Genomic DNA, 25,578 nt, shown 5'->3' with positions numbered 1-25,578 from the left:
GGGAGCCATGTTGCAAACCGCTCTGCGCGAAGATGCACTGACGGCCGTGCCCGGAGGCTTTGAGCTTCGCGTGGGCCTTCCCTGGATCCGCTCGATGCCCTTATCCAGCGTGGCCGGCCTTGAAGTTGAGATCGACGGCATTCCGCTGGCGCCGGGGGAGTTGGCGGTGGCGCTGGGGAGCCGCAGTGTGCCGGCCGATTCGTTGCCGGCCGAGTCCGGCTGGTGGTTCGTGCAGGACAGGCTGGTTCTGGGCGGCCGGCGCGAACTGCGCGGCGGAATGCGCGCCGTGACCGTCAACTTCCAATTGCTGGTGCCCTACCTGCAGGCAGGTCCCGGCTCGCCGCTGGTCCTGCCGTTCCATCTCGAGGCTCTGCTGGATCCTGACCAGGAGCCCATGCCCAGCGTGTCCCGCGACGTGGCCTGAGGTGCCCAGGCCACGTCCGGGCATTTCACTACTTCTGGGAGGCGGGCTCTCCTGCTGCCACCCAGTCGTTGAACATGCCGCGCACCATCGGCTCCAGCGTGGTAGGCCACCAGTCGCCGCCCTCCACGGCCTCGCCGAGGTCTTCGGGCGTCGGGATTGTGACTTTGCCGGTGGCCGCCCACTCCGCGCTGCGCGGGAACAGGGCGCGGAAGGCCGGGTGTCCCATGGCCTGAGCGTTGTGGCCGATGCCGATCGAGACTGACCGCCCGTCGCCATACTCGACGGCCCAGGCCAGCGGGTGCTCTTCGCCCATCCCCGGCAGGCTGCGCCACTGTGAAGGGACCTGGGTGTAGCGCAGGGGGTTGTCCCACCCCTTCAGCAGCACGGTCTTCCTGACGCCCTCCGGCCACTTGAGGCCCACGTAGAGGTCGTCGTTGTAATGCGGGAATTCAGCCGGCCAGCCTGCGGTGATGGGGTGGGCCTCCGCGGTATGCACCAGGAAATCGTTGTTCGGCGCCCGCCGGGAGGTCCCCTCTCGCATGACCCCGCCGAGCAGGCGCTCGTACTCGGGCTCCCAGCCCACGCCGCCGGCGAGCGTCGGGTGGTAGGCGATGAGGCCCTTGCCGCCCGCGACGAAATCAAAGAGCGCCTGCTCTGCGACGGGCCCGAAACGCTCCTCCGCAACATCGCGCCAGGGGTCGGAACGCCCGTAGTAGTTGAGTACCACCAGGTCGTAGGGTTCCAGCGTTTCTGCCGTTGCTCCGCGGAACTCCTCGGTAACGCGCACCTCGAACCGGCCGGTTTGCTCAAGGAGCTCCTTGAGGGCGGGGGTGGTCTTGCGCCAGTCGTGGTGGACATCCGTCATGCCGGTGATGATGAGGGTCCTGATGAGGTCGGACATGGTTCTGCACTCCTTCGTGTCGAGACTTATGATCCGAAGATACATTCTTAAGTCAGAAACAGGAAGAAGTTTTCCGATGGGGAATTATGCCGGAACCTTACACCGGAACGGCGGCCCGTTCCGGGGACGGCCGGCCTTCTGCGAACCAGCGGGGAAACGTGACGTCGAACAACTGCTCGCGGGCCAATTCAGCCCCGCCGCGCAGCGGTTCGCGCTCATCGTTTATCGAGAGAGTGATGGTGAGGTCGCGGGTGGCGAGCGGCAGCGACAGTTCATAGACCCGCTGGCGCACCTCGGCCAGGAACACTTCACCGGCGGACGCGATGGCGCCGCCGATCACAATGACTCCTGGATTGAACATGTTCACCAGGGCTGAAATGGTCTCGCCTGCCACCCGTGCCGACTTCTGGATGAGGGTGATGGCCAGGGCGTCCCCGTCGTGGGCTGCCAGGGTGATGTCCTCGAGGGTCAGCGCTCCCTTTTTTGACTTCGGGGCCAGAGAGCTGCTGGCACCTTCCTTGATGGCCTGTTCGGCATCCCGGACGAGGGCCCAGCCGCCCGCAACCGCTTCCAGGCAACCGATCTTGCCGCAGCGACACTGTGCGTTGGAGTCGGAAACCCGGACGTGTCCGATGTCGCCGGCGGCCCCGTTGGCACCCCGGTGAATCCTGCCCTTGGACAGCAGGCCCGCTCCAACGCCTGAGCCGATCTTGCAGTAGATGAGGTCCGCCAGGGAGTCGCGCCGCCGGGCGCGTTCGCCGAGGGCAAGCAGATTGGAGTCGTTATCTACCCATACGGGTGCATTGAACCGTTCCTCGAACGGCGTGCGGACATCGTAACCGCTCCACCCCGGCATGATCGGCGGCGCCACCGGCTGCCCCGAGGCGAAGTCCACCGGGCCGGGAAGCCCCACCACCACGCCCCATACGGGCACCTTGGCGTCTCTCTTTAGGATGTCCTCAACCAGGGACATCGCCACGTCGATGGTCTTCTCCGGACCCTGCGCAATATCCCAGGTGCGGTGCGTGTGTTCCAGGATGTCGCCGTCGAGGGCCGCTATGCCAACCCTCATGTGAGCCGCTCCGAGGGCGCAGATCACGATCCGCCCTTGTTCCGCGCGGAAACGCAGCGTCCGGGGGGCGCGGCCCCCGGACGAGGCCCCGAACTCACCATCGCCGAGGAAGCCCATCTGGATGGCCTGATCCACGCGCTGACTAACAACGCCTCTACCCAGGCCGGTGACCTTGCCGATTTCAGGGCGCGTTGTGGCCTCGCCCGTGCGCACCAGGTTGACGATCCGCAAGAGGCTCGTCACTTCATCCGTCTGTGCTCCAAAGCGGAGGGTGGAGTCTGTGCTCATGGCAACAATTCTCACACATTGGAGCCGACTAAGGTGCGGCCTGATGTGACTATAGCTAAAACTTTCCCAACTTATGAATAATAAGAACATAAGAAGGGAGGCGGCGATGCCTTGGAACGTAGGTGTTCTTGGAGCCGGGCCGGGTGTTGCGGCTCTTCACCTTCCGGTGCTGGGACGGCTGGCGGAGCTGTTCAGGGTGGTGCACGTCGCCGATGCCGGAAGCGGTCGCGCCCAGGCTCTGGCTGGGCAACTTGGTGCCAGCTGGTCGGAGGGGGAGGCGGAACTGCTCGCGGACGTGGAGGTGGACGTGGTGGCCGTGTGCAGCCCGCCCGGTGAACATGGCCGCCAGATCCTGGCGGCAGTTGCCGCGGGCAAGCGGGCAATCTTCTGCGAAAAACCGCTGGCCACCAGCAGGGAAGAAGCCGAAGAGGTCATTGCCGCATGCCGGGCCGCGGGCGTCAGCCTCCTGGTGGGAACCAACCACTTGTTTGATGCGGCATGGGGGCGCGCAAAGCATCATCTTGTCGCCCTCCAGGGCCGCGTGCAGACGATCTCCGTGACGCTGGCGCTCCCGCCGAACGACAGGTATCACCGCCTGGTCGCAGAAGGAGGCCCTTTTCAGCCGGGGCGGCGGGGACGTCCTGAGCTGAACGATCCCGCGGTGGCGGCCGACGTCCTGAGGCAGCTGATGACGGGTCTCGCGATCCATGATCTTCCCGCCATCAGGGACATTGCGCCCGACCTCGAAGAAGTGGTCTACGCAAGAGTCGCACCGCCGATCGGCTACCTGGTGGGATACCGGGCAAGCGGGATCCTGGTCCAGTTGGCGCTCACCATGCTTCCGCAGGGGCCGGATGCGCTCTGGCGGATGAGCGTAGCCACCCCCCATGACCGTATCGAGGTCAACTTCCCGCCCGCCTTCGTCCATGCCGGAAGCGCCGCCATCCGCGTGCGAAGCGTGGACGGGCAGTGGACGGAGTACCGGCGGGATCCGGATGACGGCTATGTGGCGGAGTGGCGTCTACTTGCTTCGATCCTGGAGGGTGTGGCCCCGGTGGAGTACGACGAACTGCTGGCCGACGCACAGTATGCAATCGACCTCGCCGACGCTGCCGCCGCGAAAGTCCTTGAAGGAGCGTCCCAATGAGTCACGCGGACCGAGGGTGCGGCGTATTCACTGCGCTGCCTTCCTACCTTGCCGCTGTTGCCGAACTGCCGCTCAGTGCTGCACTGGGGAATGACCTCAGTGGCGCGGTGGCGATAGTGCCCGGAGCCGGCGATTGGTGGCAGGGCATGCTCGCGGCCCGGGCGGGCGGAGCAGCAGCTGTGGTGATTGCGGACCCGGAAATGCTTCCGCGGGAAGCGCTTGAATCACACCCCTGGCCGGCTGACCTCCCGGTCATCGTTGAGCGGCCCCGTCTGCGCCCCGACGTGGTTGCTGATGCGGTCCGGGCCAGACGAGGCAGTCCGGCCCGGATCGTCACCGTGGAGTGTGCTGCCCCTGCGGCCGGCCTTGATGCGGTAGTCCGCGACGGCCTCGGCTGGGCGCGGTTCCTGGTCCAGGGATCGTTGACGCTTCGGTCGGGCACTGCCGCGGCCCAAGGCAGGATCGCACTCCTGGACTCAGCCGGGCCCGCCGGCGGATCAATTCCCGCCACCCTTGCGGGGGCAGCGGCCGGAGGCATTCATCCCGGAGGCCTGCTCCAGCTGTTGGCCCTCGGCGAGGTGAGGACGGAAGTAACCGTGGACCAGCCTGCCGGGCTGACGCGCCTGGAGACCTCCACCGAGGACGGGAGATTGAGGGCCCCGGAGCGCTTTGAATCATCAGCCCGCCTGGCGCTCCGCCGGGCTCTTGACGCCTGTTCGTCGGGCCAGCCCGTCACGGATCTGGAAGACCTGCTCGAGGACACTGCCCTCACGTGGGCTCTGCGCGGCACGTGAAAAGGAAACCGCAGGGAACAGGTCTAATTCCGGCATTCTTTTGTTGCTTTTAGACTAAAGTGAGGTATTGTGGGTGACGGCGCCGGGGTTCCTTTCGGACCCGCTCTCCGTCGTGATGGTGCGCCGGAGGCACAACACGTCGCGTCGACGGCCCGATCGTTCGGGTAGATCACTATGCCACTTTCGCCTTTGAGACTCCGTCTCCTTGTTATTTCCCTCCTCACGGTCTCTTTCCTCGGAGCCCTGGACCATACTGTGGTGTCCACGTCCCTGGCCACCATCGCCGGCGAGCTGGGCGCACTGAACCTGATGAGCTGGGTTGTTGTGGGGTACACCCTCGCCAGCACTGTGCTGCTGCCCGTGCTCGGCAAACTCGGTGATGTGCTGGGAGCGCGGCGGATCTTCCTTGGTTCGCTGGTCATGTTCCTGGCTGCCTCCCTGGCCTGCGGTTTCGCTCAGGACATGGCATGGCTCATCGCGGCGCGTGTCCTGCAGGGGATGAGTTCCGCCGGCCTGCAGCTGATGTCCCAGACCATCATTGCCCGGGTCACCACGCAGCGGGAACGGCCGCGCTACCTGGCCATCATTGGTGCAGCTTTCCCTATCGCGATCCTCGTTGGCCCCGTGCTCGGTGGCGCCATCACCGATACCTGGGGTTGGTCGTGGGTCTTCTGGATCAATATTCCGGTCGGCGCAGCGGCCCTGGGCCTTGCGTTGGTCGCTGTTCCGCACCTGGAACCGGGACCCATGCCGCGCCACTTCGACGTCGCCGGGGCGGCTGTCTTCACCGCTGCCCTGGTGGCTCTCGTGCTCGCCGTCACGTGGGCTGCTGAACGGAGCGCCGGCACTGGCACCGCGGCGGCGCTCGCAGTGAGCGTCCTGGGCTTTGTCGCCTTCTTCTTTGTTGAGCGGCGGGCTCCCGAACCCATCGTGCCGTTCCGCTTCTTCGCCAACCGGACCATTGCGGCAGGCACTGCATTGTCGGCGATCATCGGCGTCGGGCTTTTCTCCATCACGGCCTACCTGCCGACGTACTTCCAGATGGCCTACCAGACCACCGCCACGGTGTCCGGGTTCGTCCCCATCGCAACAGTGTTCGGCATGCTAATCAGCAACCTGCTCACTGGATGGCTGGCCACCCGGACCGGGCGATACCGCATCTTCCCCATCGTGGGAACCTCTCTGGGAGCGGGCGGACTTTCTGTGATGGCCTTGCTGCCTGCCGGGCTTCCGCTGTGGGTTCCCATGATCGTTATGGGCGTGGTTGGTATGGGCACCGGCGCGTTCATGAGCCTGATCGTCGCCGTGGTCCAGGGCGCCGCTCCCGCCAGCCAGACCGGAGCCATCACGGCGACCGTCAACCTGGTGCGGCAGGTGGGATCAACCGTCGCGACCGCGATAATCGGCGGGGTGATCGGCTTCGGTGTGCCGGCCCTTCTGCCGGCAGGTCTTGACGCTTCCACGCTTACACCGCACCTGGTCCACGGGGCGGCCCCGGCCGTCCAGGCCACCATCGCCCAGATCTATGGCGCTGTCTTCACACCCATCTTCCTCGCCCTGGCGGCCACCTACGCCGTGGGCATAGTCGCAGCGGTCCTGCTCCCGCACGGCCGACTTTCCGACGAGCCGGTTCCCGCCCAAAAAGCTTCCGAAACCCTTTCGGCCTGATCTATTCGAAGGAGACATCATGTCCAATCCCACTATTGCCATCGTCGGCAGCGGGCCCATCGGTTCCACCTATGCGCGGGTGCTCCTGGAACAAGTCCCAAGTGCCCGGGTGATCATGTTCGAGGCCGGGCCGCAGCTGACCGATGTTCCGGGCGAGAGCGTCCGGAACATCGCCGATCCCGCCGAAAAGGCCCGCGCACGGGAAATGTCGCAGGGACCGCAGGCAGGCGACTACCGCGAATCCCTCGGAATTCCTGCAGCGACTGTCACCGAGGGTATGTTCACCGCCCGCCAGGGCACCCATCTGCTCGATTTCGGCGGAGCCGGCTCCGCCCACGCCTCATCTTTTCCCGCAGCGGCTGCGGCCACCAACGTCGGCGGCCAAGGTGCGCACTGGACCTGCGCCACGCCGTCGCCGGCCTTCAGCGAGAAGGTTCCGTTCATCGCCAACGAGGAGTGGGATGAGCTGATCGGCCAGGCAAAGGAGCTGCTGCACGTCCACAGCGCCGCGTTCGCCGACTCCACCGTCGGTGAAGCCGTCAGGTCCCTCCTGGACGATGAATTCGGCGCGGAACTGCCGGAAGGATACGGCGTCGGCACCCTTCCGGTTGCCGGCGACCCGCAACCGGACGGCTCCATGCGCTGGGCGGGCGCCGACGTCGTCCTCGGCCCGCTCCTCGACCAGGACGGCCCGCTCTCCAAGCAGTTCGAACTCCGCGACCTCACCCTGGTCCGCCGCGTGGAGCTGGACGGACGCCGGGTTACCGGGGTGTCCGTCCAGGACTTGCGCACGGGAGAGACCTCATTTGTGGCCGCGGACTTCGTTGTGGTGGCCGGGGATGCCTTCCGCTCCCCGCAGCTCCTGTGGGCGTCGGGGGTTCGACCGCAAGCGCTCGGCCACTACCTCACCGAGCATCCCGTGGTCATTTCCACCGTGGCGCTGGACGCCGAAAAGATGCGCCGCTTCGCCACGGAGGAAGACCTCGACGCCGAACTGGCCCGGCGCGCACTGAACCCGGCAGACCCTGTTGCGGCGGTGAACCGCATCCCGTTCTCTGAGCCGGAGCACCCCTTCTCGGTCCAGGTGATGTATTCCGAATCGACTCCGTTCCCGATGGAGCCGGGAACCCCGTACTCCGAGAACCGCTGGGGCTACGTCAACATGGGCTACGGGATGCGCAAGCACCCGCGCTACGAGGACGCCGTCACATTCGACGATAACGAACCGGACTACCGCGGATTCCCGAACATGAGCATCGAGTACGCGCTCACTGAACGGGAAGATGCGGAAATCGCCGAGGCCACTGAGCGGCTGCGGCGTGCCGGCAAGGCCCTTGGCGCCTTCGTTGCCGAGCCGCGCCTCATGCCGAACGGCTCGAGCCTGCACTACCAGGGCACCATGCGCATGGGTGAAACCGACGACGGCACCTCGGTGGCGGATCCATGGTCACGCGTGTGGGGCTACGACAACCTGGTGGTGGGCGGAAACGCGCTCATTCCGACCGCAACGGCCATGAATCCCACGCTGATGAGCGTGGCCATCGCCGTGCGCGGCGCCCGGAAGGTTGCTGAAGGGCTTGGCTCGCGGCACGGATAACCTATGGGTATGAAGAACCTGGACCTGAACCTGTTGCCCCAACTTCAGGTCCTGCTGGAGCTGCGGAACGTTTCCCGGGCGGCTGAAAGGCTCCAGCTCAGCCAGCCCGCCACCAGCGCAGCAATGGCCAGGCTCCGGCGCCATTTCGACGACGAACTCCTGGTCCGGAACGGCCGCACGTACGACCTCACGCCCTTCGCGCAGTCCCTGGTCCCGCTGGTTGATGAAGCAATGCTTCACGTCCAGCGGGCCACGCGTGTACGGTCTGGCTTTGACGCGGCCACGAGCGAGCGGGAATTCGTCATCGCAGCCTCGGACTACGCGGCGGCGCTGATTGTGGGCCCGCTGCGGGGGATCCTGCGCGAGGAGGCCCCTGGCGTATCAGTGGATTTCGTTCCCACCTCCAAGTCCGGGATCCAAGGCCAGATGGCTGACTACTCGAAAATCGACCTGCTCGTCGGGCCTACGGGGTACCACATGCAGGGAGCCAGCAAGCAGCTCTTCCGGGACAGCTTCGTGGCAGTGGCTGACACGGGAAATCCCCTGCTCCAGCAACCCCGGCTCACTCTCGAGGTCTTGGCCGCCGTTCCGCACGCCGTCGGCTATTTCGGCGAGGGCATCAGCACCCCGGCGGACAAGCTGTTCGAGTCGCGGGGCATTCAGCGCCGCGTGGTTGCCGTAGTGGCCGGATTCCTTTCCCTGCCACTCCTGGTGGAAGGCACAGACCTCGTGGCGCTGGTCCCGGGGATGCTGGCAGCACGGGCCCAGCGCGGCGCGGATATCGTTGTGCTGGAATTCTCCGAAGGCGCTGAAGCGTCCCTCGTGGAAGCGATGTACTGGCACCCGTCCCAGGCGGAGGACCCCGCCAGCGTCTGGCTGCGCTCCGTGGTCCAGCGGGCCTGTTCACGGCTGCACGAACTCTTCCCCGTCACCTCCCACCCGGTGACTATCCGTCCTGCAGATACCACCTAGAACCAAAACGCCATTCCCCGTCCGGACCATCCCTGCGAAAGTCGAAGAAATACACTTTCGGAAGGATCCCCTATGCCCGTATCCAGTCAGCGCCTGGCCGGAAAAACCGCCGTCATCACCGGAACGGCCAGCGGCCAGGGCAGGGCGGCGGCGCTCGCCTTCGCGGAAGCAGGGGCCTTAGTAATCGGCTGCGACATGGACGACGACGGCGCCGCGGCCACCGTCCGCCAGGTCACAGCAGCCGGGGGCCGGATGAGCAGCAGCCGGGTTGACCTCACGGACGAGGCCGCTGTGGCGGCATGGGCGCGGGACGTAGCCGCAAACCACGGCCAGGTCCACATCCTGTATGCCAACGCGGCGGTCACCCGCTTCGCCCCGGTGGATCAGCTCACGTTTGCCGACTGGAAGTGGAATGTGGAACACGAGATGGATGTGGTGTTCCTGCCGGTCAAATACTTCTGGCCCCAACTGATCCGGGCGGAGAACGCCGCCATCGTGCTGGTGGGGTCCACGGCAGGAGTTACCGGTTCCATGACCAACGGCCGGCTGGCCCACACCGCCACGAAGGGAGCCGTGGTGGCCATGACCAGGCAGCTCGCGGCCGAAGGAGCTCCGCACGGACTGCGCGTCAATACTGTCAGCCCCGGAATGATCCGCACCGCAGCCACCGAGGGCAACCTCCTGGCCGAAGATCACCCCATGCGGTCCATCGCCGGCAGCATCCCGCTGGGCCGGATCGGCACGCCGGAAGAAGTGGCCAAATGCGCGCTGTTCCTAGCCTCCGACGAAGCGTCATACGTGACGGGCGCCAACCTGATGGTCGACGGCGGCTGGTCGGCCGTGCTGCCGGGCTAATGAGGGTGCACCACCCCAACTAGCTAGCAGCAGGGGCCGTGATGAGCGCTCATGACGGCCTTAACTGCGAGCTACTTGGGGGATCGGTGGGCGGTCAGCGCATCGCCTCCGAGACAGACTTTGCTCCGCCGTGGCCTGACTGGCCGCCGTCCACCGGGATCTCGGCACCGGTCACAAACGAAGAGAGCGGGCTGAGGAGGAACAACACGACGCCTGCCACCTCCTCCACTCTTCCAGTGCGCCCCAGCGAGGTCTCGGCCATGGTTGCCCGCCTGAACTCGGGCTTGGCGCTCGCCGTCATGGGTGTTTCGATGAAGCCCGGGTGGACGGTATTAACGCGGATCCCACGCGGGCCGAGTTCCATGGCAGCCACCTGGGAGAGGCCCCGCAACGCCCACTTGCTGGCGGTGTAGGCCACCGGATAGTGCGCGGTCAGTCCTGCGACGGAACCGACATTGACAATGGATGCGCCACTGCCCAGCAGGGGTGAGAGCGCCTGGATCCCCAGCAGGCTTCCTGCGACGTTGACTTCATAGACGCGCTGAAGGTCAGCCACAGAAGCATCCAGCAACCGGCTCCGCTGGGTGATGCCCGCATTGTTGACCAGCCCGTCCACCTGCCACCCTTGGGACTGGATCCATTGAGCGAGACCGGACCAGCCGGAGGCATCGCTGACGTCCAGCTGCCGGTATACAAGCGCACCGGCCGACGGCGACGACACGAGGGCCAGCCCAGGCGGCATGTCCACGGCGAGGTCCGTGGCGATGACACGGGCCCCGGACTCCACCAGCATGCGCGCCTCGGCAGCGCCCTGGCCCTGGCCCGCGCCGGTGACCGCCACGGTCCGGCCATCGAGCTGAAGGGAGACCACCCTAAGTCCCGGAAGGAACAGCGGAGGCAACCCGGTTGCGCGGACGCTGCCGGGCGCGCACACGGGTCCCGGCGCTGCGGCTTTCACCTACCGTGTTCTCGATGCTGCCGATGCCTTCCACGCTCATGCGGACCACGTCGCCGGTTTTCAGCGGCGGGGGAGTCTTTGAGCCGTTCCGCCCCCAGAGCTCGGCGAGGCAACCGCTGCCGCACGTGCCGGAGCCCAGCACATCGCCGGGACGCACCACGGAATCCTGCGACGCGTAGGCCACCAGCTCGGCGAAGGGCCAGCCCATATTGGACAGCAGGTCCTGGCCGACGGCTTCGCCGTTGACTTCCACGGCCATGGAGATCGGCAGGAAACCCTCGGCGTCGTGCAGGTCCTCGAACTCATCTGCGGTGACAATCCAGGGCCCCAGGGTGTTGGCGAAGTCCTTGCCCTTACACGGCCCCAGGCTGACTTTCATCTCCCGGCGCTGCAAGTCGCGCGCCGACCAGTCGTTGAGCACGGTATAGCCGAAAATGTGACTGTGCGCCTCCGCTGCAGTCAGGTTCCGGCCGTCGCTTCCGGAGACGCGCCCGACGACGGCGGCGACTTCCGTTTCAAAGTCCAGGTCCTCGCAGCCCGCCGGAATGCCAATCACCTCGCCCGTGCCGGTCACCGTATGGGGGTTCGTGAAGTAGAAGGTGGGCGCCTCGTACCATTCGGGCACCACTCCGGCCACGCCGTCGATGCTTTTCCGCACGCCTTCGACGTGTTCCTCGAAGGCCACAAAGTCCCTGATGGTGGCGGGCACCAGCGGGGCGAGCAGCTGCACGTCGGCCAGCGGAACGGCCGGCCCAGAGCCGATGGTCTGCCGGGCACGACGCAGCGTTTCTTCCAGTCCGGCGTCCAACAGGGCCTGGACGCCCTGGCCCGCGGGCAGGGCGAAGCAGGTTCCGCCGTCAACGAAGCCGGACTGCGTCCCGCCGTCGTGGTTCCAGCGTGCAATCTTTACCATGAAATTTCTTCCTTAGGCTGTACGGCGGGCGGTGAGGGCTGAAGCTGGCGTGATGCCCAGAGCAGCGGCGTTGCCGGCCAGCACCCTGGCCTCGTCCTCCGCGGGAAGCAGTGCCTCGGTTACCTCTGCCACGGGTCGGTCGGAACCCATGTCGAACGGGTAGTCCGAGCCGAGCAGCACCTGATCCGGGCCCGCGGCGGCCACCAGGGCCCGCAGTTCAGCCGGGTTGTGGACCAGCGAATCGAAGTACAGCTTCGTCAGATAGGACGACGGCGGTTGGGCGCAGCCGTGTGCCTCCGGCCGGACCCGCCAGGCGTGGTCGGACCGGCCTAGGGTGGTGGGAAGGTAGCCGCCGCCGTGCGCGGCCAGGACCCTGAGGCCCGGGTGGCGGTCCAGGACCCCGCTGAAGATCAGGTGGGACAGTGCCACAGCATTTTCGGCTGGCTGGGAGACTGTGTTGGCGAGGTAGAAGCGGTCCAGCCTCTCATCCAACGAGCAGCCGAACGGATGCAGGAACACCAGGGCACCCAACTCCTCAGCCCGGCTCCAGAACGGGGCCAGCCTGGGGTCGGACAGCTCAACGGTGCTGCGGTCAGGGTCCCCGGGGGTAGCGGCGAACGAGCCGATCTCCACACCGAGCAGCCCGCACTCCAACACAGCGTGCTCCAGGGCTTCCACCATCAGTCCGGGGTGCTGGAGCGGGACCAGGCCGAGGCCGTTGAACCGCTCGGGCGCGCGGTCCACGAACTCCCGCACCGCCTGGTTGGCGGCCTTGGCCAGCTGCAGGTCCAGCTCCTCGCCGGCGAAGTAATAGAAATGCGACGGCGACGGCGAGACCAGCTGCACGTCCACGCCCTGGGTGTCCATGTCCGCGAGCCGGCGGTCCAGGTCCGTCAGCTGCGGCCAGCGCTCCTTGATCATCTGGCCCGACGCTGCCATGGATTCCGGCCCGTTACGCCGCACTTCCAAAGCCTGCTGGGCGGCGAAGCCGCGCGGATCAGCCTCGGCCACGAGCTGCTGCAGGGCCGGCAACAGGATGTGGGCGTGGACGTCCACGACCGGGTTTTGTCCTTCAACGGCGCGGGTGCTCATGCGGGCTCGCTAACCAGGCTGGAGACCGAATGCATGAGGCCCGGCACGTTGGCGTCCCGGACGCCGTCGAGCATCCACTGGCCCAGCTGGACGGAGGCATCGACCACGGTTTTTGCCCGGTCCAGGCGGCGTTCGGTGAACTCTTTCCAGAGTGTCTCGGTAACGTCGTCGGCGTTGACCAGGAGCTCGGCCAGGACGGCTGCGTCTTCCATTGCCATGGCGGCGCCTTGGGCAATGGTTGGCGGGCAGCTGTGGGCGGCGTCGCCGATGATGACGGTGCGGCCGCGGTTCCACGGCCCGTCCACCAGGTGAGTGGTGAACCACGTGTAGTTGATGCGGGCACTCTGGTCCAGGTTGGCGCGGATCTCGTTCCAGGGGCCGCCGTAGGCTGCGGCGAGTTCGGTCATAATGCGGGGGCCGTCCTCGTGCTTGCGTTCCTGGGCCTTTTCCACCAGGTAGGCATAGATTGTGTCCGGTCCGGTGGGGCAGTAGCCGGCGATGAAGCAGGGGCCACCGTAGGTCAGATCCGTGCGGACCACATCCTCCGGCCGCTCCACAAACGCGCGCCAGATGCCCATGCCCGTGGACTGGGGCTCAACATCGATGCCGATGGCCTTGCGGACAGCTGAGTGCAGGCCGTCGGCGCCGATCAGGAGGTCGTAGGTGGCGCTGAGGCCGTCGGCGGTGCTCACGGTGACGGAACCGCCGTCGTCCGCTATTCCGGTGACCGTCCTGCCGTAGCTGATGCGCGCGCCTGCCTGCTCGGCACGGTCGCGGAGGATGGCGGTGAGGTCGGGGCGGTACATGCCCAGGGTGGCGGGCAGGTCCTCGCCGCCGGTGCGCATGTCATCCAACACGGCGATGACGGTGCCGGCGGGGTCGGGGGCGCGCAGCCCGAGGGTGCTGAACGCGTAGCCTTTCGCCTCGATTTGCTCCCAGACGCCGAGCTGGCGGAGCACCCGCAGGGCGTTCCCCTGCAACGTGATTCCGGAGCCAAGCGTCTGCGGGGCTTCCGCCTTCTCCAGGATTTCGACCCGGATCCCGGCGTCGGCAAGCAGGATGGCGGCGGTCAGTCCCGCGGCTCCCGCCCCGACGATTCCGACGTTCTGTACTGCTGCCATCGCTGACTCCTTTGTGTTGACGGCGTTGCTTCTTTGCTGGTTGAGCTGTTTGTTCTACTGAAAGCTACCGGACAGTGTTTACCGGCCTGCGCTGATTACCGGAGGGCGATCGGGTTGACGGGCGATCCCACGGCGCCGGTAATCGGCAGGGGCGCGGCGGAGAGCAGGAAGTCGTACCTGCCGTCCGCCGCGCACGCTTCCGCGAGGCCGTCCGGGTCCCACATCTCGCCCAGGAACAGCCCGAGGTTCGGGATGGCGATCTGGTGCAGCGGCTGAAAGGCGGCATCGAACTCGTTGGGACGCACTTCGAAACCCCAGGTGTCGGTGGCGATCCCGGCGATTTCGCTGCGGTGCAGCCAGGGCGCGGTGCTGAAGGACAGCCCCGGGGCTGAGCCGCCGGCGTAATCGCCCCAGCCCTCGCGGCGGACCCGGGTGTGCTGTCCGGTGCGGATCACCACGATGTCGCCCCGGCCCACCTTCGAGCTGGCGCCCTGCAGGTCGATGGTCCGCTGAAGGTGTTCCGGGGTGATGGCAAAACCGTCCGGCAACTCGCCGTCGTCCCTTCCCAGTTCAGGTCCGAGCGCCCGGCCAACATCGAGCAACACCCCGCGGGTGACAATCTTCGCCGCTGCGGTTTCGATGCCGGTCACCAGGTCGCCTTCGGAGGTGACCACGTCGCCGGCGGCACGGCCGTTCCAGGCCTTGCCCTGGTCGAAGATGTGGCCCAGGCCGTCCCATTGCGTGGAGCACTGCAGAGGCATGGCGATGACGTCGTCCGCGCCGCCGAAGCCGTGCGGAAAGCCCTGGTTGCCGCGTTCGGCGTCCACACCGGTGTCGGTCATGGTGTGCACGGGGTTGGTGCGGCGGCGCCAGCCCTTCTGCGGACCGTTCGTGTCGAAGGGCTGGGACAGCGAGAAGGCCTCGCCCGTTTTCACCAGGGCCGCAGCTTCGATCCGCTTGGCCGCGTCGATGAAGTTCAGGGTCCCGAGGACGTCATCCTGGCCCCAGCGGCCCCAGTTGTTGTGGGCTCCGGCCATGGCGCGGATGCTGCCCAGCGGGTCTTCTCGCCGGATCACCGGGGAATCGGTTGCTGTTCCCCCGGTGCCGGTGTTGGTGATGCGTTCGGTGTCCTGGGTGGTCACAGCTGGCTGCCTTCGGTTTGGACTTCGTCTTTGCAACGGATCAGTTGAGTGCCCAGGCCCGTGATGGTGCCTTCCATGACGTCGCCGTCCTGGAGCAGCCGGCCCCAGTGCTGGCCGTTGCCGGCGGGGCTTCCGGTGAGGACCAGGTCGCCGGGGCGAAGAGGCATGATTTGGGAGGCCTCGCTGACCAGCTTGGCCACTCCGAAAATCATGTCCTGGGTGGATTCGTCCTGCATGGCCTTGCCGTTGAGTTTCAGGGTCACCTGGACGTCCTGCGGGTCGCCGAAGTACTTGGCGGGCACCAACAGCGGTCCGGTGGGCAGGAAGCCCGGGGCGTTCTTGGCGCGGTACCAGTCCGAGCCGATCGCGGGCATGTCTTTGCGGAAGACGTACTCACGGGTGGTGATGTCGTTGACCATGGTGTAGCCGAACACATAGTCCAGGGCTTCCTCGGGGGTGACCCGAAACGCCGTCCTGCCGATCACGGCCGCCAGTTCCAGCTCCCAGTCATGGGACTTGCTGTAGGCGGGCAAGGTGAGTTCGTCCGTGGCTGAAGCGATCGCCGTCGGGAGTCCAATAAAGAAGTATGGCGTTCCCTGCCCTGCGCGCTTGTCCATCATGGCGGCGGTCTTGGCGCGTACCTCTTCCTCGTCCTGGCCCGGTTCGCGGTGCGCTGCGGCGAGGTCGATCACGTGCTTACGGTAGTTCGCGCCGGTCTGCAGCACCTGGGCTGGTTCCACCGGGGCAAGGACCTCGACGTCGGCCAACGCCAGGCCGGCGGACGCGCCGGCCGAAGCTGCGATGGCATCAAGTTGGCACTCCGTGGTGTCCCAGTGCTCAATCAGGGAATTGATCTCCTCATTCAGCGGTACGACGCGACCGCCAACCAGCAGGCCTGCCCGGGCCTTATTGTCATCGGGCTCCTGGAACCGGATGAGTGCATACGTTGCGTCTGGCATCGTTCTAGCCCCGGCCCTGCTTGGCGTAGGGGTTCAGGAGGGCTTCCTTCATCTCGGGCGAGGCGCCTTCTTCGGTGGCGGTGAAGCCTTCGGCCGGAGGGAAGGATTCCGTCATGGAGTGCGGCATGGCGCCGTTCTTGTAGAAGTTGTTGGAACCCTCGGATGGCTTCCAGGTGTTGGCTTCCCAGTCCGGGACGTAGTTGCGGTAGCCGCCGGAGTTGAGCTCCACGCGCAGGCCTGACGGCTCGCGGAAGTAGAGGAAGTTCTGCTCACCCACGCCGTGGATGGAGGGGCCGTATTCCATCGAGGTGCCGTTTTCCATCATGACGTCGGCGGTGCGGAGCAGGTCCTCGGTGGCGTCAACCCAGAAGGCGATGTGGTTGACGCGGCCGGGGCGGTTGGAGGTGTCCAGGACAACGCCAAGGTCGTGGGATTTCTCGTTGGTGGTGAGGACGGAGAAGACGGTGATAGGGGCTTCGTCCAGGTCCACGAACGCCATGACGCGGAAGCCGAGGGCCTCTTCGTACCACTTGGCGAAGCCGCGGACGTCTGACGCTGCGACGGTGACGTGGTCCAGGAAGCGGGGCGCAGCGGCGTGACTGCTGCGGCGTTCCGGACGGTCCGGGTAGGTGGACTCGAAGCCGGGTTCGGCGACGAACTTTTCCACGTCGTAGAACAGGCGCATGTGGTGGCCGTAGGGGCCGGTGAATTCAAAGGCTTTGCCGTACCCGTGGCCGCCTGTGCTCCAGGTGCCCTGAACCCCGATTGCCTCGACGCGCTGGGCTGCTGCTTCAAGGGCTTCCTGGGAGTTGGTGCGCCATGCCATCCGTCCCAGGGAGGCTTCCGGCCCTTCGGTGATGACCAGGCTGTAGCGGTAGTAGTCGCCCCAGCAGCGAAGGTAGACGATGCCGTCCACCCGGTCGATGATGCGCATGCCGAACTTTTCCTCGTAGAACCGAGCCGAGGCTTCGACGTCCGGGGTGGTGATCTCGAGGTGGGCAAGATGGGAGAGGGGAGTTTCCACGTTGAATTCCTTCTAAGTGCCGATTGCTGTGAGTGGTCCCTGCAGGTCTAGTAACCAGACTGAGGCAACACGGCTATTCGGTGAAGGGGTGTTTTCTGATGTCACCTATTTGTATGGCAGATAGGTGACGTTGGTGCGCCAATGTCCCGAACGGGCTTGGTGATCGCGCAACGCCTTTCCAGCAACCCGCGATGTCGACTTCCTCCGCGTGATGGAATCCGGGCGGATCGTGGAGCTGGGGACCGCCTGGATGGCCAGCGCCTAGGGGGACCTGCGGCCCTACTCCAAGGGGGTGCCGCTAAATAGCATTGCCTTATGGAACAGCTGCAGCACATGAGCGTTGAAGAACCGGCGTTGTCTGCCACCACAGTTTTCGCCAGTCTCGCGGAGCTGAGGGACGCCCCCGGCTATAGCCCGGCGGCAATCTCCGAACGGCTATCAAACGCGCTGGGCAAGGACGCCGCGGCACCCCTGCTGGGCGTCAACGTGGACCTTCTGGATCGCTGGGCATCGGGCCTGGATGCGCCGAACGCGGCCGGCCGGCTCCAACTCGCGGACCTGGACGCTCTAGTGGGGCACCTGCACTGTGCTTTCACGCCGGCCCAAGCCATGCTCTGGATGTGCAGCCCCAACGTGCTGCTGGGCGCCAGGCCAATCGATGTTTACCGCACTCAGGGATCGGCGCCCGTGATCGGCGCCATCCGGGCCTACGTGGAGGAGGACTTAGGCTGACGGGATGCTCTGGGCGGAGGCTGGTCAGGGCACAATTGCCGTGATCGGCCGGACCTCAAAGATTTACAAGTCCAGCGCTGTCGCCGCCGGCGACGCAATCGACCCGACCCGGGATCAGGCGCTCAGCTTCCCAATAGCGCTGCCCCCAAGGTTGCCCAACAGGTGCCGCGGATTGTCGTACACCTCCGCGGCACCGGCATCCCGCAGTTCGGCTTCGCTGATTCCGCCGCAGGTCAGGGCAATGCAGGGAACTCCGATTGCCGCTGCGGCCTTCACGTCCCAGACTGCATCGCCAACAAAGACGACGTCCGAAGGGCTGAGGCCAAGCTTTTCCAAACATGCAAGGAGAATGTCGGGGGAGGGCTTGCTCTCGTCGGCGTCGTTGGAGCTGGTCCAGGCATCGATGGACGTGTCGGCGTCCAGGAGGCGCCGGGCGACGTCCAGGTCCCGCTGTTGCGCTGATGATGCCAAGCCCACGGCCAGTCCGGCGTCCGAGCATGCGGCCAGGAGGTCCCAGGCAGAGTCGAAGGGCCGGAGGGAAGGCCAGAAGGTGGAGAATACGGCACCGTGCGCGGATTTCAGGTCTTCCTGCATGTCCTTAGTGCACTCGGGAACCAGATGTTCGATGAGTTTATCGCCGCCCATGCCGACGCAGCGGTGGATGGCGGAGATCTGGATGTCCAGACCCTCCCGCCGGAACGCTTGCCACCACGCAAGGGCATGGAAATAGCTGGAGTCAATCAAGGTCCCATCGACATCGAAAAGGACGCCGCGTTTGGTTCCGGATTTTGAGCCTGATGCCACCGCTATCCCACCTTTGGTTGAGGGCGCCCGCAAACGCCGTACCATGCAAGGGCTCGACCCCCTGACTGGACTGTTTAGTTGAAATCGTAGGCGGTGAAGCCTAGCGGCTGCTCACTTGACCGAACAGCTTCGCGATTGGTGCGAGCACGAGCGGGCGGGCGGCGTACCATCCTGCCGCCGTGATGGCGATTGCGGCCGCGAAGAGCCAGAACCCGACCCAGTTCACCTCGTCGGTGCCGCCGAACATGTGATTCAGGTTGCGCAGCGCCCCGGTCGCGAACACCAGGAACACGTGGACGAGAATGAACAGCACGAAAAACAGCATCGTCGGGAAGTGGACTGCGCGCGCGATCTCCACCGGGTAGATCCTGTTCAGCGTCTTCGCGTCTTTCGGCCAGAACTCGCTCATGCGCGCACCCGTGATCGCCGCGAGCGGGGCCGCGATGAACACCACGATGAAGTACATGAGCTGCTGCAGGCTGTTGTAGTTCACCCAGCCGGTCTCAACGGGCCAGTCGAGTGTCATGTACTGTAGCAGCGCGGAGAGAGCGTTCGGGACCGCCTCCCAGCTGGTCGGCACGATTCGCCCCCAGCGGCCCGAGGCAAACAGCAGCACCACAAAGATGAGTCCGTTGGCCAGCCACAAAATGTCGAGCGACTGGTGCAGCCACAGGTTGATGCTGATCTTCTTGCCGCCGCCCTTCGGCGTCCAGAACGCCGGCGGCTTCTCCTGGGTGCGCACCTGGTAGCCGGAGCGAATGATGAGCACCATCAGGAAGATGTTAAAGAAGTGCGCCCACTGCGCCCACCACGGGAAGCCAGGCTCGGCTGTATCCGGCAGGTCATACGCGCCGGGGTATCTCTCGAGGAACTCCGGCACGCCCGGCAGCGTAGTCACACCGCGCGCGGCGAGCACAAGAATCGCCGCGGCTGCCACTGCGCCGAGCGCGAGGAGCACGACGAGCTTGATCCACTGGCCCAGGGTGCGCGATCCGTAAAGCTTCGCCTCGGCCTTTGGCTTCACGGGCTGTTCGACGGCGGCGGGCTTTTCTACGACGGACGGTGCCACCTGTGCTGGGGGCTGTGCCGCCGGCGCTGCGGACTGTGCTGCTGGGGCGGCTGTGACCGCGGGTGCACCCGTGGTCGTCGTCGGCTGCGTCTCTGCAACGGCCTTCACCACGGCAACTGTCTCCACCACGCTGGCAGCGGGGGCGGGGGCAATGTGCTCCGGCTCCGCCTGCACCGCAGGTGCGGCAGCGGTCGCCACCACGCTGGAAACCGGAGCAAGCCCAGCGGGCGGCCACGGTTCACCGCCGGGGACACGGGGGAGCCCGCGGCGAAGCGGGGTGGTGCCCGTCGTCCGGGCGGCGGGTGCGGTGGCCGGAGCAGCGGCAGTCGATGTCGTTGCCGGCGCCGCTTGGGCAGTTGCCGCTGCAGCCGCATCTCCGGCCGGCGCGGGCGTGGTGACTGTGGCGGGCGTGGCAACCACGGCAGAAGGACCGGACAGCGCTGGCGCCGATACCGGAGCCTCGCCCGCCGGCGGCCAGGGCTCGCCGCCCGGCACGCGCGGCAGGCCTCGGCGAAGCTGCCGCGCCACCATGGCACCGGCCTTCACTGCCGGGACCGGAGCGGACGATGCCGCGCTCGGCAATGGCACCGGTTCCTGGGCAACCGCTTCCGCCGTGAGAATGTGTGCGGGCACCTCGCCTGCTGGGGGCCAGGGGTCACCGCCTTCGACGCGCGGCAGGCCCCGCCGAATGTTCCGAGAAAGAGTTGCCATCGCTACTTCTTCCGAGCCTCAAGCGCGCTAATTAGCTGGGGCACAACGTTGAAGAGGTCGCCCACCACGCCGAAGTCGGCGATCTCGAAGATCGGCGCGTCTGAATCCTTGTTAATGGCGACGATCGTCTTCGCGGTCTGCATGCCGGCCCGGTGCTGGGTCGCGCCGGAAATGCCCAGCGCGATGTACAGCTGTGAGGACACGGATACCCCGGTCTGGCCGACCTGGGCCGACTGCGGGATGTAGCCTGCATCCACAGCGGCGCGCGAGGCGCCAACGGCAGCGCCGAGGGTATCGGCGAGCTGCCCGACCAGGGCGAACTGTTCTTCAGACCCGAGGCCGCGGCCACCCGCCACAACCTTGGCGGCACCACGCAGCTCCGGCCGTGAGGTGGCGGCAACGGCCTCCTCGAACGAGTCGATCCGCGCGGCCGGCTTGTTGGAGGGCCTCACTGCCAGGGTCTCCGACGCCGGCGGCTGAGCCGACGCGCGCGCATCCATGGAGCCCTGTCGAACCGTAATCACCGGCGCCCCAAACGTGGACGTTGACGTCACGTTGTAGGCACCGCCGTAGACGGAGTGGTGTGCCACCACGCCCTCGTCATCACGTGACACTCCGACCGCATCGGCAGAAACCGCTGCACGCGACCGGGCCGCGTATCGGCCGGCGAGGTCGCGCCCATTCAGGGAATGCGAAATCAGGATCGCGTCCGGTTGCACCTGCTCCACAGCGGCGGCCAGCGCGTCAACGCTCGGCACGCCGAGCGCGGACGGGTCCGGAGCCTCCGCGACCAGTACGTGGGCGGCACCCAGGGCCGCGGCCTCCGCGGCGGCGGCGTTCCCGGCGCCGGGTGAGGCCAGCACCAAGGCAATTGGCGTGCCCACTGCTGCGGCAGCGCCGAAGAGTTCGGCAGCAGCCTTCTCGAGTTCACCGGAAGCCCGGGTTTCCACGACGACGAGGATTGCGTCACGAGGGTATTCAGTCATGTCGTTACTCCTTACGCCAGTCGGTTTTCGATAAGGAAGTCAGCGAGCTTCTCGCCGGCATCACCCTCGTCAATGATCTTTACGCCCGCCGCGCGCGGGGGCTTCTCTGCAACGGTCAGCATGATCGAACGCGCCGCGTCCGGGTTGTCGGCCGCGACCCCGAGGTCTGCGAGGGTAAGTACCTCGAGGGGCTTCTTCTTCGCGGCCATGATTCCTTTGAAATTCGGAAAGCGCGGCCCGGGAAGCGCCTCGGTAATGGAAATTACCGCGGGCAGGTTCGCTGATATCTTCTGCACGCCGGATTCAACGCCCCTGGTGCCGGACACGGCGCCGTCGCTGATTTCTACGGAGCTGAGGCCGGTAGCGTGCGGCACGTCAAGCAATTCTGCGAGCATCGCGGGAATCATGCCGCCGGATCCATCGGTGGAGACGTTGCCAGTGATCACGAGGTCAAAATCAACGCGACGGATCGCTGCCGCGAGGGTTTCAGCGGTAAGTCCAAGATCCGCACCCCGCAACGCCTCGTCACAGATGTGAGTGGCGCTCCCCGCGCCCATCGCAAGACCCTTGCGTATTGTTGCTGTGGCACCTTCGGAGGCGAGGGACAGCATGGCGACCTCAGTGCCCGCGTTCGCGTCGGCGTACGTCAGTGCCAGCTCCAAGGCCCGCTCACCGATCTCATCAATGACTGTCTCGCTGGCTTCCCGATCGGCGAGGCCAGTTTCAAGGTTCAGTTTTCGGTCCCCGTAGGTGTCGGGGACCTCCTTTACTAGGACGATAATCTTCATCGATGGCTCTTCCTGTGGCGGGCATGTCTCTATTGAGGAGACAAGTCGGATCTCCATTGAGTCTACGAAAGTGCTGCCGTTCCTTGTGAACAGAGCCCGTGTCGGGAATTGAAGTACCTAGTTTTCGTCCTGGGCGGTGAACCTACTTCGAGTGGCAGAGCAGCCCGGGGCCGGGTCCGGCAGCGGGTCTGGCGGGGCGAGGTGAGTGAAACTAGGCTCAGGTGCAGGGGGAACCCGCAGCCCAGGAAGGGATCGAACATGAGAATGAGCCATATTCCGCTTCGCGTGACGACAGGGGCATTCATTCTGAACTCCGGTTTCGGTAAGCGCAACTTGGACAGGAACAGCGCGGCCGGGCTTCAGCGGATGGCGGCCAAAGCTATCCCGCCGGTCAGCCGGATGGAGCCCGAGGTGTTCGGCAACGTGCTTAGCTACTCGGAAATGGCCCTCGGAGCGGCACTCCTGGCGCCGTTCCTGCCCAGCCGCCTGGTCGGCGTCGGGCTCGGGATCTTTTCTGGGTCCATGTTGACCATGTATTTGCGGACGCCGGGTATGACCGAGGGGGATGGCATCCGTCCCAGCGAAAAGGGGACTGCGCTGGCGAAGGATGTCTGGATGTTCGGCATCGCCATCGCTCTCATGCTGGACCGTAAGCGCAAGTCCGGCGGACACCAGTAACGGTGCCGCGGCGCCGTCGATGCGGCCTGTCGCCTTGCCTGGTTTGCGTGTGCGTCAGCAAGTCCCGGACGTGGGATCGCCGTGGTTCACCGACGTCTCCCCATATTCGGCGTTCTGGGCTTCCACCGCCTAACGTGGGCTCGCCGCCGGGACGCCGAGGATGCTGTCCAGCAGCCCGTTGCGGAATTTCCCCTCCGGATCGTGCGCCGCTTCCGCCGCCGCCGGACGAGGCGGGAGGTAACATCGACAGCAGGTTGTCCACAGCAGCAGCCAAGCGCTGCCGGCTTTGGCCCGGGAGACTTTGAAAGGGGAGCGGTGCGCGCCACGGTCAAGGACGTCGCGCGTCGTGCCGGCGTCTCACCCAAGACTGTCTCGAACGTGATGAACGGAATCATTCCGGTCAGCGGAGCCACCAGGGTCAAGGTGGAGCAGGCCATTCTCGAGCTGGACTATGTGCCCAACCTCTCGGCCCGTGGACTCCGCAACGGCAGGTCGGGTGTTATCGCCCTCGCGCTGCCGGACCTGGCGACTCCCTACTCGGCCGAGATTGCGCACAACGTGGTGGAAGTTGCCCACGAGCAGGGCTGGAGCGTCCAGATCGAGGAAACCGGGTCCGATCCCCGGCGCGAATACGAGCTGATGTCCCGGGCCCGGTCCAACCTCATCGACGGCCTGATCCTCAACCCGGTGGTGCTGGACGAGAGTGCCGTCAAGGTGGGCGTCTCCCTGCCCCCCGTGGTCCTCCTGGGTGAGGTGTCCCAAAAACTGGCCGACCGCGTGTGGGTGGACAGCGTTGCCGCCGCCCGCGACATGACCCTTACGCTCGCCAGGACCGGCCGGCGTCGCATTGCCGTGCTCGGAACCGCGGAGGGCCGGGGCTCCGCCGCGGCGATCCTGCGGACCCGCGGCTACCAGGCCGCGCTGGACGAGCTCGGCATTGACCGGGACGACTCACTGCTCATCCCGTGCGAGAAGTGGACACCGCAGACGGCCGCCGCAGCGCTCTCCGCCTATCTGGACTCCCACGCGCTCCCGGAGGCGCTGTTCTGCTTCACCGACTCCATGGCCATCGGCGCCATGAGCGTGTTGTGGAACAGGGGAATCAGCATTCCCGGCGACGTTGCCGTGGCGGGCTTTGACGATATCGCCGACGGGCAATACGCCGTGCCGTCCCTCACTACGGTTTCCTTCGACAAGCGCCGGGTGGCCAGCGAAGCCCTCCGCCTGCTCACCGAGCGGATGGCGGACCGTGCCGGCGAACAGCGGGTGGTCACCGTCGACTACAGCATCGTGGAGCGGGACAGCACCAGCGGCTAGCCGGGACCGCCTCAACGACCGCACCCAAAACGAGACTGCCGCATCACATTGTTCACGCTAACAATTTTCTCTTGTAGTCCTTTTTACATCGATGTAATGTGAGTCCCGCGTCACATCGGCCCTGCCGCTCCCGGGACTCAGCGCACCGGAACGGCAGTGTTTTGTGCCAACAGGATTATTTTCAGCGGACCCATCCAAAGGAGTGACGGGTGAAGCAGATTGACATTTTTGCCGGGACACAAGTGACCCGGCGGCAGTTACTGGCAGGTTCGGCGGCCCTCGGCAGCGTGTTCGCGGCGGCCGGCCTCACAGGCTGCGGCGGTACCGCCTCGGCAGCGGCCGTGCGGGACATTGCGTTCTGGCATCTCCTGTCCGGCGGTGACGGCATCAAGATGCAGGCAATGATCAAACAGGCGAACGCGGGCAATCCCGGTTTCATCGTTCATCCGACCGTCCTGGCGTGGGGGCCTCCGTACTACACGAAGCTGGCCATGGCGTCGGCCGGAGGACGCCCGCCGGAGCTGGCCATCATGCATGCCAGCCGGGTTCCCGGGTACGCCCCCGGAGGACTCATCGACCCGTGGGACATGTCCCTGCTGGCCGAACACGGGGTGACGGCGGAGGGCTTCGCACCGAGGATCTGGGACAAGAGCCAGCACGGCGGCCAGGTCTTTTCCATCGCCCTGGACTCCCACCCTTTCGTCATGTTCTACAACACCGAGGTCGCCGGCAAGGCCGGAGTGCTCGCACCCAACGGGCAACTGACGGACGTGAGCTCCCCGCAGGACTTCCTCTCCATGGCCCGGGAGATGCAGAAGGTGACGCAGGCGCACGGCCTGTCCTTCGGCTACCTTGGCAGCGGATCCCAGATGTGGCGCCTGTTCTACACCCTCTACAAGCAGCACGGGGTGGACATGGAACTCACCCCGGGCCAACCGATGAAGGCTGACCGGGGCGCCGCGGTCGAATCCCTGGAATTCATGGCGTCACTGTTCGACGACACCATCGCCGCCAAGAGCGGGGACATCAGTACGGGCATCGCCGAATTTGCCCGCGGCAGTTCAGGCATGCTCTTCAGCGGCGTCTGGGAACTTCCCACCCTGAAGAAGGCCGGCCTGCCGGTTGATGCGGCAACCATCCCCACGCTCTACGGCACGCCGGCAGCCTATGCGGACTCGCATTCCTTTGTCCTGCCTCGGCAACTGAACGCCGACGACGAGAAGCGGCGCGACGTGTACAAGTTCGTGAGCGATCTCCTCAAGGGATCACTGTCCTGGGCGGAAGCCGGACACATTCCGGCCTACCAGCCGATCGTGCAGTCACAGGCATACCGCGCACTCACCCCGCAGATTCATTACGCCAACGCGGCGGACATCATCAATTACGACCCCGAATCCTGGTTCAGCGGCTCCGGCTCGGACTGGCAAACCTACTTTGCGGAAAACGTGCAGAACGTGCTCCTCGGCCGCGACAAGGCCGCCGACGGTTGGGACGCCTTCGTGCACCGGACCAACACCCTTCTCTCCCGGCCCAACCCGGTCTGAGCAACCCGAGTGACAAAGGAGT

General features: G+C 65.9%; 24 protein-coding genes. 11 read left to right on the top strand and 13 right to left on the bottom strand.

What is annotated here, in order from left to right:
- Nucleotides 1-7: 7 nt before the first annotated feature.
- On the top strand, nt 8-424 hold the full coding sequence (locus ACFVTM_RS12990; RefSeq protein WP_390203880.1) for a hypothetical protein: 417 nt from the start codon (nt 8-10) through the stop codon (nt 422-424).
- Nucleotides 425-452: 28 nt separating this feature from the next.
- Here ACFVTM_RS12990 and ACFVTM_RS12985 read toward each other — a convergent pair whose 3' ends face one another.
- Both ACFVTM_RS12985 and ACFVTM_RS12980 read right to left on the bottom strand, forming a co-directional pair.
- On the bottom strand, nt 453-1,325 hold the full coding sequence (locus ACFVTM_RS12985; RefSeq protein ID WP_390203879.1) for a ThuA domain-containing protein: 873 nt from the start codon (nt 1,323-1,325) through the stop codon (nt 453-455).
- A 97-nt stretch (nt 1,326-1,422) separates the two neighbouring features.
- Nucleotides 1,423-2,685 carry an ROK family protein gene (locus ACFVTM_RS12980; protein WP_390203878.1) on the bottom strand — a complete coding sequence of 421 codons (1,263 nt, stop codon included), beginning with the start codon at nt 2,683-2,685 and terminating at the stop codon, nt 1,423-1,425.
- A 106-nt stretch (nt 2,686-2,791) separates the two neighbouring features.
- On the opposite strand from ACFVTM_RS12980, the gene ACFVTM_RS12975 reads away from it, so the two are divergent.
- The 6 genes from ACFVTM_RS12975 (at nt 2,792) to ACFVTM_RS12950 (ending at nt 9,718) form a co-directional block, all read left to right on the top strand.
- Complete coding sequence (locus ACFVTM_RS12975) at nt 2,792-3,832, top strand: Gfo/Idh/MocA family protein (protein WP_390203877.1); 1,041 nt, start codon at nt 2,792-2,794, stop codon at nt 3,830-3,832.
- Nucleotides 3,829-4,626 carry a hypothetical protein gene (locus tag ACFVTM_RS12970; protein WP_390203876.1) on the top strand — a complete coding sequence of 266 codons (798 nt, stop codon included), beginning with the start codon at nt 3,829-3,831 and terminating at the stop codon, nt 4,624-4,626. Before ACFVTM_RS12975 ends, ACFVTM_RS12970 begins: the two co-directional genes overlap by 4 nt.
- Before the next feature lie 174 nt (nt 4,627-4,800).
- Entirely contained in the window at nt 4,801-6,294 is a 1,494-nt protein-coding gene (locus ACFVTM_RS12965; protein ID WP_390203875.1) for an MFS transporter, read from the top strand.
- A 19-nt stretch (nt 6,295-6,313) separates the two neighbouring features.
- A complete protein-coding gene (locus tag ACFVTM_RS12960) occupies nt 6,314-7,891 on the top strand; it encodes a GMC oxidoreductase (RefSeq protein WP_390203874.1) in 1,578 nt (525 codons plus the stop codon).
- Between the two features lie 9 nt (nt 7,892-7,900).
- The gene (locus tag ACFVTM_RS12955) at nt 7,901-8,863 is read left to right on the top strand and encodes a LysR family transcriptional regulator (protein WP_390203904.1); all 963 of its coding nucleotides are present in this window, start codon (nt 7,901-7,903) and stop codon (nt 8,861-8,863) included.
- 72 nt (nt 8,864-8,935) lie between these two features.
- Nucleotides 8,936-9,718 (top strand): SDR family NAD(P)-dependent oxidoreductase, encoded by a 783-nt coding sequence (locus ACFVTM_RS12950; RefSeq protein ID WP_390203873.1) that lies wholly within the window; start codon nt 8,936-8,938, stop codon nt 9,716-9,718.
- 94 nt (nt 9,719-9,812) lie between these two features.
- On the opposite strand, the gene ACFVTM_RS12945 is transcribed toward ACFVTM_RS12950, so the two are convergent.
- The 7 genes from ACFVTM_RS12945 to ACFVTM_RS12915 all read right to left on the bottom strand — a co-directional run bounded on the left by ACFVTM_RS12945 (nt 9,813) and on the right by ACFVTM_RS12915 (nt 16,927).
- Nucleotides 9,813-10,589: an SDR family NAD(P)-dependent oxidoreductase gene (locus ACFVTM_RS12945; protein ID WP_390203872.1), complete on the bottom strand. Its 777-nt coding sequence runs from the start codon at nt 10,587-10,589 to the stop codon at nt 9,813-9,815.
- 1 nt (nt 10,590) lies between these two features.
- Nucleotides 10,591-11,589, bottom strand: coding sequence for a fumarylacetoacetate hydrolase family protein (locus ACFVTM_RS12940; protein WP_390203871.1), 999 nt, complete (start codon nt 11,587-11,589; stop codon nt 10,591-10,593).
- 12 nt (nt 11,590-11,601) lie between these two features.
- Nucleotides 11,602-12,681: an amidohydrolase family protein gene (locus ACFVTM_RS12935; protein ID WP_390203870.1), complete on the bottom strand. Its 1,080-nt coding sequence runs from the start codon at nt 12,679-12,681 to the stop codon at nt 11,602-11,604.
- On the bottom strand, nt 12,678-13,802 hold the full coding sequence (locus tag ACFVTM_RS12930; protein WP_390203869.1) for an FAD-dependent oxidoreductase: 1,125 nt from the start codon (nt 13,800-13,802) through the stop codon (nt 12,678-12,680). Before ACFVTM_RS12930 ends, ACFVTM_RS12935 begins: the two co-directional genes overlap by 4 nt.
- Before the next feature lie 95 nt (nt 13,803-13,897).
- Nucleotides 13,898-14,944 carry a cyclase family protein gene (locus ACFVTM_RS12925; RefSeq protein ID WP_390203868.1) on the bottom strand — a complete coding sequence of 349 codons (1,047 nt, stop codon included), beginning with the start codon at nt 14,942-14,944 and terminating at the stop codon, nt 13,898-13,900.
- Nucleotides 14,941-15,903 (bottom strand): fumarylacetoacetate hydrolase family protein, encoded by a 963-nt coding sequence (locus ACFVTM_RS12920; RefSeq protein WP_390203867.1) that lies wholly within the window; start codon nt 15,901-15,903, stop codon nt 14,941-14,943. The genes ACFVTM_RS12925 and ACFVTM_RS12920 overlap by 4 nt, the downstream gene beginning before the upstream one ends.
- Nucleotides 15,904-15,907: 4 nt before the next feature.
- Nucleotides 15,908-16,927, bottom strand: a complete 1,020-nt coding sequence (locus ACFVTM_RS12915; protein WP_390203866.1) for a VOC family protein — start codon at nt 16,925-16,927, stop codon at nt 15,908-15,910.
- Between the two features lie 315 nt (nt 16,928-17,242).
- Here ACFVTM_RS12915 and ACFVTM_RS12910 point away from each other — a divergent pair, with 315 nt between their 5' ends.
- Nucleotides 17,243-17,659 (top strand): hypothetical protein, encoded by a 417-nt coding sequence (locus ACFVTM_RS12910; protein WP_390203865.1) that lies wholly within the window; start codon nt 17,243-17,245, stop codon nt 17,657-17,659.
- Between the two features lie 114 nt (nt 17,660-17,773).
- Here ACFVTM_RS12910 and ACFVTM_RS12905 read toward each other — a convergent pair whose 3' ends face one another.
- From ACFVTM_RS12905 to ACFVTM_RS12890, 4 genes are all read right to left on the bottom strand, one after another.
- Nucleotides 17,774-18,463 carry an HAD family hydrolase gene (locus ACFVTM_RS12905; RefSeq protein ID WP_390203864.1) on the bottom strand — a complete coding sequence of 230 codons (690 nt, stop codon included), beginning with the start codon at nt 18,461-18,463 and terminating at the stop codon, nt 17,774-17,776.
- Nucleotides 18,464-18,563: 100 nt separating this feature from the next.
- Entirely contained in the window at nt 18,564-19,733 is a 1,170-nt protein-coding gene (locus tag ACFVTM_RS12900; RefSeq protein WP_390203863.1) for a cytochrome b/b6 domain-containing protein, read from the bottom strand.
- Between the two features lie 512 nt (nt 19,734-20,245).
- Entirely contained in the window at nt 20,246-21,229 is a 984-nt protein-coding gene (locus ACFVTM_RS12895) for an electron transfer flavoprotein subunit alpha/FixB family protein (protein ID WP_390203862.1), read from the bottom strand.
- An 11-nt stretch (nt 21,230-21,240) separates the two neighbouring features.
- Complete coding sequence (locus ACFVTM_RS12890) at nt 21,241-22,017, bottom strand: electron transfer flavoprotein subunit beta/FixA family protein (RefSeq protein WP_390203861.1); 777 nt, start codon at nt 22,015-22,017, stop codon at nt 21,241-21,243.
- 258 nt (nt 22,018-22,275) lie between these two features.
- Between ACFVTM_RS12890 and ACFVTM_RS12885 the strand changes: the two genes are divergently transcribed.
- The 3 genes from ACFVTM_RS12885 to ACFVTM_RS12875 all read left to right on the top strand — a co-directional run bounded on the left by ACFVTM_RS12885 (nt 22,276) and on the right by ACFVTM_RS12875 (nt 25,556).
- Entirely contained in the window at nt 22,276-22,695 is a 420-nt protein-coding gene (locus ACFVTM_RS12885; RefSeq protein ID WP_390203860.1) for a hypothetical protein, read from the top strand.
- A gap of 315 nt (nt 22,696-23,010) precedes the next feature.
- The gene (locus ACFVTM_RS12880) at nt 23,011-24,012 is read left to right on the top strand and encodes a LacI family DNA-binding transcriptional regulator (protein WP_390203859.1); all 1,002 of its coding nucleotides are present in this window, start codon (nt 23,011-23,013) and stop codon (nt 24,010-24,012) included.
- Nucleotides 24,013-24,221: 209 nt separating this feature from the next.
- Nucleotides 24,222-25,556 carry an extracellular solute-binding protein gene (locus ACFVTM_RS12875; RefSeq protein WP_390203858.1) on the top strand — a complete coding sequence of 445 codons (1,335 nt, stop codon included), beginning with the start codon at nt 24,222-24,224 and terminating at the stop codon, nt 25,554-25,556.
- Nucleotides 25,557-25,578 lie beyond the last annotated feature (22 nt).

It is taken from the genome of Arthrobacter sp. NPDC058130, from assembly GCF_042884475.1.
Taxonomy (GTDB): Bacteria; Actinomycetota; Actinomycetes; order Actinomycetales; family Micrococcaceae; genus Arthrobacter.
This window is presented reverse-complemented; position numbering and strand designations above follow the sequence as displayed.